The sequence below is a fragment of the Bacillus sp. BR3(2024) genome (assembly GCF_039134555.1).
GTDB classification, from domain to species: Bacteria; Bacillota; Bacilli; order Bacillales; family Bacillaceae_G; genus Bacillus_A; species Bacillus_A cereus.
The window spans coordinates 19,552-32,562 of sequence record NZ_CP152438.1; the positions used below are offsets into that span (position 1 = coordinate 19,552).

Here is a 13,011-nt window from a genome sequence, read left to right on the forward strand (position 1 = left end):
ATTTTCGGAGTATAAATTAGACTATTTCCTTTAATAAAATATGTAAGATTGCTGTATAAAAAGAAATTAGAATTATTAGTGAAATGGTTTTTTATGCTTAAATTGAATAAAAGTATGAATTGATACAGTATAAATATGAGTTTTATTCATAATTTTAATAACTATGCAATAAGCGAAATAAATGTTGAATTTAGTCGGAAAATATAGATTTACAAATTGCAGAATGTGTACATATAGTTGTAACTGTAAATATTATCCGTTTTTAAATATTTATAAAAGGAGAAATTCATATGAAAGAAATACAAAAGAAATATGAAATTGTAGAAGAATTGGATGTAACAGTAGGCCAAGAAGCATTATGGATAGCTCATCAAATGGAAATAGAAAAAGGAATGAACAATGAACCGATTATAATAAAGTTAAAAGGAAATCTTCAAATAGAGGTTTTAAAGAAAGCGCTTACTACGATAGTGCAATCACATCCGGCGCTACGTACAATATTTAAGAAGAGGGATGAAAAAATAAAGCAATTAATTCAAAAGAATGTAGAATTTGATATACCAATTAAAGATTTAACTGCTTTTAAAAACACAGAACAAAAATCTATTTTAAAAAATTTCTTAGAATCTATAGTGAATGAGAAATTTAGTTTAGAAGAGGGGCCTTTGTTTAAATTCCACATTATTAAATTCAGTGAAGATACATTTGTTTTACATTTAATGTTTCATCACATTATTTACGATGGATGGAGTTTAGGAGTTTTCATCCGACAATTATCCAATACGTATGGTGAATTACTTCAAGGGAAGACGAATGTAGAATTTGAATCTCCTTATAAGAACCTCGTAGAGTATGAGGAGGGTTTTATTGATAGTGCAATATATAAAGATGGATCATCGTATTGGAAAGATTATTTACAAGGTGAATTAACTCCTACAGAGTTTCCTATTGATTTTAATAAAATGAATGAAAAAAGATATACAGATAAAAATATAAGTAAGAATATTAATTCGGATTTATTTTATCAAATACAATGTTTTGCTAAAAAAAATAATATAAGTATTTATCGAGTAATGTTAAGTACTTATTGTACCTTGCTTCATCAAATGACAAATGCTAAAGAGATAATTGTTGGTATTCCAATTAATACTAGACCACATACAGAAGAACGAAATACTTTTGGCTATTTTGTTAATACAGTACCTATACGTATAACAATAGAAAAGGGAGAAACATTTAAGGGAATACTTAATAAAGTGAATAAATCTATTCATCTAGCTATTACGTATAAACATAATCCATACTCACATATAGTAAAAGATTTAAATCTAAATACAAATACAAATCATAATATGGTATATTCCACAGCATTTAATACGATGAAGATACCGGAATTAAAAATTCCTGATATTGAGTCAACAGTTTTAACAGATTGTAAAAGAGTAAATCCTTTTAATATGACTTGGAGAATAATGCGATATGAAGGGGAAACAGAGAATAAAATTGAGGTTGACTTTAACTCAGCATTATATAAACCAGAGAGTATTAGTGATTTAGTCGAAAGATATATATATTTGTTACAAAAACTAATGAAGAATGTGAACGAACCTATCCATTCATTGGATTTACTTGTAGAGAAAGATCATCGTCTATACAAAGAAATGAACTCAAATGCTCTTACATATCCTCATTCAAAAACACTAGATCAATTAATCGATCTACAATCATTAAAATCACCAAATCAAATAGCGATTTCAATGGGGGATAAATCCATTACCTATTATGAATTACAGCAAAGGTCAAATCAAATAGCGAATTATTTACGTGAAAATGATTTGAAAAAGGGACAACGTGTAAGTATTACAATGGAGAGAGAGATTGATACCATTGTATGGATTCTAGGCATCTTAAAATCAGGTGGAGTTTATGTACCAATTGATCCAAAGTTTCCTGAAAAAAGAATAGAATACATCTTAAAAGATAGCGAAAGTCAAATGATTATTACGAAGAAAGAATACAGGGGATTGGTTGAAAGGTTTGCGATTCATACAATTTATCTAGAAGATTTTCATTACGCTAATTCTATAGAAAATATTGCGTCTACACATACCATAGAAGATGCAGCTTATATTATCTACACGTCAGGTTCAACAGGTTTGCCAAAAGGAGTCGTTGTACCACATAAAGGCGTAGTTAATTTATCATATTCAGTAATCAATACATTTCATTTAGGAAAAGAAGATGTGTTTTTACAATTTGCAACGATCATTTTTGACGCCTCCATTATGGAAATATTTCCGATTTTGCTATGTGGAGGAAGAATGCATTTAATTTCTGAAATCGAAAAACGTTCAGCAGAGGAATTTATAAATGTAATTCAAAAGAATGGTATTACAAATGTGGTTTTACCAACTGCGTTTTTTAAATTAATAGCTGATATGCCAAAAGAAATGTTACTTAAATTAAATTCTGTAAAACGTGTATTTGTAGGAGGGGAAACTTTACCTGCTGAATCAGTTCGTAAATGGCAAAGTAAATTAGGGTTAAAGATTCCAGTTCTTAATGCATATGGTCCTACTGAAACTACTGTATGTGCAACGATGTATGAAGTAAATAGTGAGATACAAAAAGAAATCTCTAATATCCCAATAGGTAAACCAATTGCTAATAGTGAAGTTTTCGTGGTTAGTCCGTTCAATACATTATGTCCGTCAGGTGTAGTAGGTGAGTTATTTATTGGCGGTGATGGAGTTGCCAACGGATATTTAAATCAACAGGAAAAAACAAAAGAGGCGTTTATTTCTTTTGATAAATCCTATAATCACGATAAAAAGATGTATCGTACTGGAGATTTAGTACGTCTTTTACCGAATGGAAATTTAGAATTTATCGGAAGGAAAGATAATCAAGTAAAAATACGTGGGTATCGAATTGAGCTGGATGAAATTGAAGGAACATTATTTAAACATCCAGAAGTGAGAGATGCTGTAGTATTCACGTATCAAAACGACAAAATCGTTAGCTTTTATTTATCAAAAGACAATACAGAACTAAAACAAGAGGCATTAAAAACATTCTTAAGTGAAAGTTTACCAGATTTTATGATGCCAAATTATGTATTTCACCTTGAAAGTTTTCCTGTATCGCCAAGCGGGAAACTAGATAGAAAAAAATTAGAATTACAAATCCCATCTTTACTTGCAAACATGCAGAAGCAATATGTTCCACCGATAAGTGAAACAGAAAAAAGATTGGCAAAAACATGGACAGAGATTTTAAATTTAGGGAAATATAGAATCGGCAGAGATGATGACTTTTTTAAACTTGGGGGACATTCATTAATTGCTGTGCAAGTGTTAAATCAAATTCAAAAAGAGTTTCATCTAAAAATTGAAATTAGAGATATTTTTGAGCATACAACGATTGCTAGTCTATCAGCTTACATCGATAAATTAATGATAGTAAATCAAGATAGTTCAGAACAGGAGATGCAAGTATTAAAAGTTGCAGATAAGGAAAGTTATCAGTTATCAAGTGCTCAAAAAAGAATCTGGTTTTTAAATAAGTATAACGCCATTAATAGAGTATATGATACACCACTACACATATATATTGAACCGAGCTTGAAAAAAGATATCTTACAAGACACCATAAGATTTTTAGTTGAACGACACGAGATGCTACGAACAGTGTTTATTGAAAGAAATGGGGAGCCTAGACAAGTCATCTTAAACTCAATAGCGATTGATTTAATTCACGATGAGATTGAACACATGACTAAAAAAGAACAACAAGAATATATACGCACAACAATAAATCAAACGGATCATACACCATTTGATTTAGAAAATGGCCCTCTTTTTAGGATTAGAATTTTTAATCTGGATAAGAAAAAGTCTTATTTATATATCAATTTACATCACATTATTACAGATGAGTGGAGTGTAAGGAATTTATTAGATGAATTAATGAAGGTATATAGTGCCTTTGCAAAACGTAGAAATCCTGAGTTACCAATTATCTCTAATCGATATGTAGATTATGCTGAGTGGGAACAGGAGCAGTTAAATTTAGGTCGGTGGGATACGGAAAAATCTTATTGGATGGCCGAACTTGCAGCACCTCTTCCTATACTAAATCTTCCTTTAGATTTTAGTAGGAATCGTCAAAGTACAAATAAGGGTACAGTATTTGAAATGAAGTTAGATAATGAAATGAAAGAGTCTTTGAAACAAGTATGTGAACAAGAGAATGTTTCTATGTATATGCTACTTTTAGCAGCGTATATTCAATTGTTACATTATCTAACGGATCAAAAAGATATTATTGTAGGTACACCGGTTGTTGGAAGGAATCATCAAGAATTTGAAAAAATACAAGGATTTTTTGTAAATACCTTAGCGGTTAGAACACAATTGAATGATGTGAAAAATTTAACACAGCTATTACAAGTAGTGAGAGAGAAGTGTTTGAATTCATTCCAAAACCAATCGTACCCATTTGATAAAGTAATTGAACAAATAAATCCTGATAGAAGCTTTGGAAATAACCCGATCTTTTCTACTATGTTTAGTTATCAGAAAGATATTCTGCAGCAACATGATGCGTATAAGCTTCAGTTGTTACCTAATAAACAAGATATTAGTAAATTTGACATTTCTTTAGCTGTTGAAGAAGGATTGGATTATGTAGGGATTTCATTTGAGTATGATATTAATCTTTTCAAGGAAGAGTCAATTAATAGGTTTACTCAAAATTTACTTGCTATACTGGACGCCTTTATTCATCAACGAACAGTAGCATATGAAAATCTTTCATTCCTATCACAGGAAGAAGAATCTTTATATAAAAAGGTAAATCATACAGAAAGACCATACCCTTATTTTCAAAATATACAGGAGCAATTCTATATGCAAGTAGATAGACAATCCAATCGGATTGCTGTAGCGACTGCAACGGAATCTTTAACATATAGACAATTAAATATGAGCTCTAATCAAGTAGCTCAACATTTACTCGGAAAAGGTATAAAAAGAGGTGGTAAGGTAGCCATATTTTTAGATAAAAGTATGAATAGTATCGTTTCTATGCTTGGAATATTAAAAGCCGGTGCTGCCTATATACCAATCGATGTAAAATACCCTGAGGATAGAATAAATTATATAGTTCGTGACAGTGAGGCATGTAGAATTATTACGAGTAACAAATACAAAAGTCATTTGAATTTAAGTGATTATAAGGTTTCAATAATAGAGGATATATATCGTACGACTATAAATGATGATGTGAAAACTTTAAATAAACCAGATGACTTGGCATATGTAATTTATACTTCAGGATCAACAGGAAAACCAAAAGGTACATTATTAACGCATAAAGGAGTATTAAATTTAGTTGAATGGAGAAATGAAGTATTTCAGATTTCCCCAAATGATAAAGTAACACAGTTTTATTCCCATAGTTTTGATTCTTCTGTATCGGAAATTTTTTCAACCTTGTTAAATGGGGCAGAACTATATTTATTAAGTGATGAACAACGTTATTCAACTGTCGCATATGCACAAGCAATTCAAGAAACGCAAGCAACTATTTCCGACTTACCTACAGTATTTTTTAATGAATTATCGACTTCATTAACGAAACTGGATAGCGAAAAAATAAGTTCTTTAAGATTTATAATAATGGGAGGGGAAGCTGCATCAACAAATGCTATTAGAAGTTGGCAAAATACTTTTAAAAACCAAGTACAGCTGGTAAATGAGTATGGCCCTACTGAAGCAACCGTTTCAGCAATGTATTATTTCATACCAGTTTTAGAAGGCGACAATAATCTTTTAGGAAGTATACCAATTGGTATTCCTATTTCTAATACAAAGGTTCATATATTGAATTCATATATGCAACATTGTCCGGTAGGGGGCATGGGTGAATTATATATTGAAAGTTTAGGATTGGCCCAAGGGTATTGGAAGCAGGAAGAGAAAACAAAACAGGCATTTATTTCAAACCCATTTTCAGAAGACAATAGTAAAAGATTATACCGAACTGGTGATTTAGCAAGGTGGTTACCAAATGGAAATATAGAATTTATGGGGAGAAAAGATAGGCAGGTTAAAATTAGAGGGCACAGAATTGAATTAGGTGAAATAGAAGATGCAATGTTACAACTTGAGGGAATCAGTCAGGCTGTAGTAACACAAACGGAAGATGGAATGTTACTGCAAGCTTATTATAAAACAGTGGACGGTATAGGGATGGAGAAAAATAAGTTAGCTTTACATTTATCAAATGTATTGCCAGAATATATGGTCCCTAAATATTACTCTCATGTGATAGAAATACCAATAACGGCGAACGGTAAAATTGATTTTGAAAAGCTGTCAAAAATAGAGTTTGATCATGAGCAAAAAGATGAGTGTAAACTTAAACCTCAAACTAAAGTACAAAAAAACATTGCAAAGGTATGGTCTGAAGTTCTAAACGTAAAATCTATAGGGTTAAAAGATGATTTCTTTAATTTGGGTGGACATTCTTTAAAAGTTATGCCGGCATTAGTCAAATTAAAACCGTTATACCCTAACTTGAAAATTCAAGATTTCTTTAAGTATAGAACAATAGAAAAATTAGCCTCTCATATTGAAGAGATGGAAGATATGTCGTTCAAGAAAGAGAAAAATATGAATGTAGCATGTATGGAAAATGAAACGAAAACGACTCCTGTTTATGAAACAACTAAATTAGAAGAATGTGAGTTAGATATGGTGAATTATCCAAAAGTAGTTTTCCTTACAGGGGCAACGGGATATTTAGGAGCACATATTTTAGAACGATTATTACAGTTACCATCTACGACTATTTACTGTTTAGTAAGAAAAAATGAGGATCAAGTAATTGGTGCAAAGTTAAAAGAAAGAATGGAGTTTTATTTCGGTAAAGAAATTCTCCAAAAGTTGAAGGTGAGAGTAGAGTTAATTGAAGGAGATTTATCTCAGATGAATCTAGGTCTAGATTCAAAGCAATTGGACCATTTAAAGAATAAGGTAGAGTCAATCATACATTGTGGTGGAGAAGTTAGACACTATGGAGAACGTGAGCATTTTCAAAAGGTAAATGTTCAGTCTACAAAATACTTATTGGAATTAGCTAAGAACACAAATGCACGTTTTCATTATATATCGACTTTAAGTGTAGTAGGTCAGGCTGAAAGCGATCCAAAAGAATTTGAATTCTTTGAGTCTAATTTTGATAGAGGGCAAAATTTAGATAATCTGTACCTAGAAAGTAAGTTTCAAGGCGAGAAAATGGTCAGAGAAGCAATGGAAAAAGGAGTTCGTGCCACAATATACCGTGTGGGGAATTTAGTGGGTAACTCTAAAACAGGTAAATTTCAATACAATATTAATGAAAACGCATTTTATAGATTATTAAAAGGGATATGCCTATCTAGCATAGCTCCTGACGTCAATACGTATGTAGATTTAACGCCTGTAGACTATGGAAGTTTAGCTATTACTGAATTATCTTATAAGGCCAATACAGTAAATAAAACCATGCATATCTGTAATCCAAATCAGCTTAAATGGGATCAATTTATTAATAGTTTACAAGCTTTTGGATACGATATCCTGTTAATGAAACAAGAGAAGTATATAGAGAAGTTTTTTAATACGAATCTAACTACTGATGAACAGAAAGCTTTAGAGCTCATAATGCCTTTATTAGAATCTGTAGAAGAGCTATCAGTAGCTATACCATCTTGTTTATACACGCAAGGATATTTGAAGAACATACATTGTTTAGAGCCAAATCAAGAGTATATCAATTTGTTATTAAATTATGCTATGAGTATAGAGTATTTACCATTAATTAAAGAACCTATACTGTTGTAGCATACTCTATCTATTTTGAGAAAAGAAGAACTTGTTTTCCATTGAGAACAGGTTCTTTTTCTGGAAAGATAGCTACTTAGTGGTATGGAACAGATTCCTTCTCAATAGGGTTGGGAACGCACTATTGAAAATATGAATATACAATTATACGTTTTTATAGTAATAAAATCTGATATATAGTTGAAAAGTTTTTGATAGATAGTTTTAAATTATTTTTAGAAATTTATTTTATGTGTGGAATATAAATATAAAGTAGGAGCTGGTGTATAACAGTACAAATGCAAAAAGCGTGACCAGTTTAGCATTTTCATGCTTTTTGTATTAAATGAATCATAAAAAATATAAAATATAGGGAAATGTGGAAAGGATTAAATTGATTTTAAAAATTGAAGGTGATACCTTGAAGTTAAACGACATTTAAAACATTGTTTAATTTATGGATTCTAGGTGGGGGAGATAAGTTGAGAGAAAATGAAAACATAGCAACGAAAGAAAAGATTTTGAATACAACTTTGGAGTTAATTAAAGAAGAAGGTTTATAAAGGTATTCATAAAAAAACTTAATCACCTTTATAAACTTGACATTCTAATGGTTTGAACATAATTCCTTTCTGTTTGTAAAGATATACCTTTACAAACAGGATTGTGTAATAAAATTCTTGTGGTAATTAATGTATAATTGAATTAGAATGAGCAAATTAAAGTATCGCTTATAAAGGGGATGAGAAAATGTAGTTATTATAAGAATTAGTTATTTTAATAAATTAAAATTTAAATTGTTTGAGAAAAGGGTGTGGAGTTAGTTGGATGATTTAACAGAATTATTAAATATAGTAACGAAAATGGGGTTTATTCCATTCTTAATACCAATTATATATTTTATGATTAATAATTTTAATATTACAGATATCGAAAAGAAGTTTTTAACTAATTTTCAAAGACTGCAAATCTTCTTAGCTAATATTTTAATAAGTTTTGGTTTTGGAAGTATTTCCATGGCATTTCCTTTATATAATGAGTTTGGAGATGAGAATGGTACGAAATTATTTTTTTTACTAATTAGTATAATGTCCCTCCTTATATCTTTATATGTTTATATAATAATTAATTCATTTGAAAAGTTTAATCCTATTGCATCTAAAATGTTTGTTAATTACGGGGATAAAGAATGGAGAATATTGAGGGTTATCAGTAAATCTCAGGTGGTGTTAAGTAGGAACGGTAAAGAAGATGAGGGATGTCACGGGGTAGTGATATATCGTGATTTAAAATCAGTAAAAGAGAAGGATATTAAGATATACTATGAGTTAAAAAAGAATAGATACTCTATTTTTATTAGGAACATTTCTAAGAAGGGTAGTATTTTTGTAATTGGTAGTAATATTCTTGTTTTTATTGTTATGTTAATGATAATTGCGATATTGAAATATCTAAATTATATTAACATCATAGCATTACTAGGCATCTTCTTTATACCAATTCTTTTAATAATAAATATGCATGTTTTCTATCTGAAAAGGGTTAATAAGTTACGTCCACAAGTATTAGCAGGTTCAACAATTAATTTGGATTGAAGAAGTATATATTCAATTTATCAACAGTCTTTTAAATTTAAGCTTTCAAACTCAATTTAAGTATTGAAATTCTCTAAATTTCGATGTATTATATTTGGGTATTTTCTCACTTTCCAAAGCCGAGAAAACATCATCACTTCTGAAAGAACCTGAACTCCAGCGGGTTCTTTTTTATTTCACCAAAAGTTTACTTTCACTTCCCCTTAAACATTGTCTTCCATCTAATTTCATTGACATTATAAAAACAGAAAAAAGTATATATTTAAATCATTGAAAATAAAGGGGTTGAGAAACAGATGGATAAAAAGCAACATTTAATTGATGTAAAACCAATACGAAGCGAAGAACAGCTCGAAGATATGAAATGATCTCTTAAACGTCATTGTTTAGATCGTGATTACATTTTATTTCTAATTGGTATTAATACGGGGTTACGTGTAAGTGGTTCACATAAAATGGAAACGAGTGAAATTTTAAAACTGAAGCGTAAAAAACGAAAAGAATTTAAAGTATAAGAAGGAAAGACAAAAAAGGAGCGTATCATAAATATTACGTCCATTTTTGAGGAAGTACTTCCATAAGCTGAAAGTCTAAAAGGCCCTTGGTTATTTCCTTCTCGAAAAGGTGATAAATCCATTAGTAAAATTCAAGCCTATCGACAGTTACAAAAAGCCGTAGATTTTGCCGGAGTCGAATCTTTAGGTACCCATACCATGCATAAAACATTAGGATATTGGTTTTACAAGCAAACAAGAGATATTGCTATGTTGCAAGAAATATTGAATCATAGTACACCACAAATTACACTAAGATACATTGGAATTAATAAAGAAGAAAAAGATAATGTACTTGATACATTTCGAATCTAAATTAACTCTCAACTGAGAGATTACAGTAGTAAATTTACAGAAATACAAAACAAAAAAGCTGAGACAATTTCTTCAGCTTTTTTGTAACGCTTAAAGTTGAATCACTTCACATATTTCATTCTAAATATAATGAGGTATGTCGTAAGAACAATTAGTCCCATAATTACAATAATATTATACGGTGTTGTCCAACCGAGTAAATTATTGGACTTTATAAAAGTCATACCTATTGCCGAGAAGAGAGAGAATATGAGTGACGATATAAGTGGAACCATTGTACGTCGATATTCCTTCCGTTTTTGTCTCTTTTCCCCATTTACAACACTTCCCCCTATAATTCTACCAGAGATAGTTATTCGTTCGAATTTAGTGGATATAATCTTTAATTTTACATAATCTTTTGGATTAAAAAGTATTGGTTTTATATATAATGTTCCTTCTCTATCTGTATATTCGAATTCAATATTAAATTCCTCAGGTTTAGATTGATATATTTCAACATCAAATACCCTTGATGGCATACCATCTTCTTTTACAAATTTGATCTCCAAAGGCTTCCCTTTTTCGAATTCATCTTCCTTAATTGGTTCATTTCCAATACTTTCAATACTTAAAATAGATAAATAGGCATTTTCTTTGATTTCCTGTTCCTCAAAAAATATTTTAATCTTGCTATGTAATTGATTAAAAAGTGCTGTCTTACTAGAAATTACGTATTCTAGCTTCTTATATTTTTTATTCTTTATAAAATAATATAAACCTGCACCAAGACCCGTTATAGTTAGAAAAACAGAGATAATAGGACCGTAAATTTTAAAAAATGCTAACACTGAATCCATCTTCATCCTCCTTATTTATATATTAATTTTAATTCAAAAAAGTTAAGTAAACTAGTATAAATAGCTTAATTTTTAGTTTTTTAATCATAGGGTCCAGCAACTTAAGGATGGAAACAAAATGAACTTTCATTCAAATAAAATAAAAAACTCAGTAATGATATAATAATATTAAGATTCTAAAGAGGGTAGGCGGGTTGAAAACATGACAGATATAGAAAGCAATTTAATTGAACACTTAAAAAAAATAAATACCTCTCCATTTTTATTTATTGGTTCTGGATTTTCCAAAAGATATTTAAATCTGGAAAATTGGGAAGGCTTAATGAAGAAATTTTCTAGTCTAATGCCTTATGAATTTGAATACTACTCTTCTACGGCAAATAAGGATTGGGCTGAAGTAGCCGAATTAATGGCAAATGACTTTCACCCTATTTGGTGGAAAGAACAAAAATATGAAAATAGTAGAAAAAAATTTAAAGATCAAATTAGCAGTAAGCATAGTCCATTAAAAGTGGAAATTGCAAAATACTTAAATGATAAAGAGTATACATATGGTTTAAATGAACAAAATGATAAAGAAATTACAGCTCTAAAAAATGTTGTAATTGATGGCATAATTACAACAAATTGGGATGTCTTATTAGAACAAATTTTTCAAGAACATGAAATGCAAATATACATTGGCCAAAAGGAGCTTTTATTCTCACATCCTTTAGAGATTAATGAAATATATAAAATTCACGGCTGTAGCTCTGTTCCGGACTCATTAATATTAACGACTTCAGATTATAAAGGGTACAATAAAAGAAATGCATATTTAGCGGCTAAACTTCTTACAGTATTTATTGAGCATCCTGTTGTATTTCTTGGATACTCCCTATCAGATAATAACATCCAACAAATATTAAAATCTATTACTTACTGTTTAGATCAAGACAATATCGATAAGCTCAAAGATCGACTTATATTTGTTGAGCGAGCTGGTAAAGAAGAAGATTCTTTTGACAATAATTCATCACTAACAATTGGTAAAATTACAATTCCTATCACTAAAATTAAAACAAATAATTATGAAAAGGTTTATAATGCACTAGCTCATAACAAAAGAAAATTTAGCATGAAAGTAATGAGACAGATGAAATCTCAAATTTATGAATTGGTTAAAACAAATGATCCTGAAGAAAAAATTTATGTAGTAGATGGAGAGCGCGATGATGCTGAAGATGTTGAATTTGTAATTGGTGTAGGAGTAAAAAGTATAGCTGAACAAATGCAATCTAACCTCGAGGTTTCTACAACTAGAGATTTAAGTGAACACGGATATGGAGGTATGTCAGATAATGAGCTATTTTACGAACTATTATCAGATGAGCCTAAGTATGACTATAATTCAATAGTAGAGCTTGCTTTACCTCAAATTCTCCGCTCTAATCAATATGTACCCTTATTTAGATATGTAATGGAAAGTAGTGTAAAAATTGAATTAATAGATTTAAAAATAAAAAATAAAATGGAAATGTGTTATGAAGACTTCTTAACAAATAAACAAAAATTAAAACTAAAAAAATCACCTTGGGATTGGCAATTTAAGAATATAAAGGAGGTTCTTAAAGGTTACCCAGATCTTAAAGTAGCAGTTAATGAAATTCCATTGTTAGGAAAAGAAAAATTGAATTGTGATGAGCTAAAAGATTTTCTAAAAGAAAAATCAAATCTTATAACAGATAAAAAATCACAAGAAGGAATTGGTATTAGAAGACTATTTCGCATATATGATTGGTTAAAATATGGTCAACCTGAAGACCTGCAGAAACGATTAGCAGAATAGGCCACGTTTATC

4 protein-coding genes and 2 pseudogenes are annotated in these 13,011 nt (G+C 30.0%); 5 read left to right on the top strand and 1 reads right to left on the bottom strand.

What is annotated here, in order from left to right:
- Positions 1–290 precede the first annotated feature (290 nt).
- From V7S45_RS27765 to V7S45_RS27780, 4 genes and pseudogenes are all read left to right on the top strand, one after another.
- Entirely contained in the window at positions 291–7,889 is a 7,599-nt protein-coding gene (locus V7S45_RS27765) for an amino acid adenylation domain-containing protein (protein ID WP_342762090.1), read from the top strand.
- A gap of 461 nt (positions 7,890–8,350) precedes the next feature.
- A pseudogene (locus V7S45_RS27770) lies at positions 8,351–8,425 on the top strand (TetR/AcrR family transcriptional regulator); the annotation flags it as partial.
- A gap of 267 nt (positions 8,426–8,692) precedes the next feature.
- Entirely contained in the window at positions 8,693–9,463 is a 771-nt protein-coding gene (locus tag V7S45_RS27775) for a hypothetical protein (RefSeq protein WP_342762091.1), read from the top strand.
- Between the two features lie 296 nt (positions 9,464–9,759).
- Positions 9,760–10,332 (top strand): annotated as a pseudogene (locus V7S45_RS27780) (tyrosine-type recombinase/integrase).
- 101 nt (positions 10,333–10,433) lie between these two features.
- On the opposite strand, the gene V7S45_RS27785 reads toward V7S45_RS27780, so the two are convergent.
- Positions 10,434–11,171 (bottom strand): hypothetical protein, encoded by a 738-nt coding sequence (locus V7S45_RS27785; protein ID WP_342762092.1) that lies wholly within the window; start codon positions 11,169–11,171, stop codon positions 10,434–10,436.
- Between the two features lie 202 nt (positions 11,172–11,373).
- Here V7S45_RS27785 and V7S45_RS27790 point away from each other — a divergent pair, with 202 nt between their 5' ends.
- Positions 11,374–12,999, top strand: coding sequence for an SIR2 family protein (locus tag V7S45_RS27790; RefSeq protein ID WP_342762093.1), 1,626 nt, complete (start codon positions 11,374–11,376; stop codon positions 12,997–12,999).
- Positions 13,000–13,011 lie beyond the last annotated feature (12 nt).

What these genes read in the sequence shown, in the direction of transcription:
- V7S45_RS27785 (WP_342762092.1), bottom strand. Translation starts at nt 11,171, where the DNA reads ATGGATTCAGTGTTAGCATTTTTTAAAATTTACGGTCCTATTATCTCT.
- V7S45_RS27790 (WP_342762093.1), top strand. Translation starts at nt 11,374, where the DNA reads ATGACAGATATAGAAAGCAATTTAATTGAACACTTAAAAAAAATAAAT.
- V7S45_RS27765 (WP_342762090.1), top strand. Translation starts at nt 291, where the DNA reads ATGAAAGAAATACAAAAGAAATATGAAATTGTAGAAGAATTGGATGTA.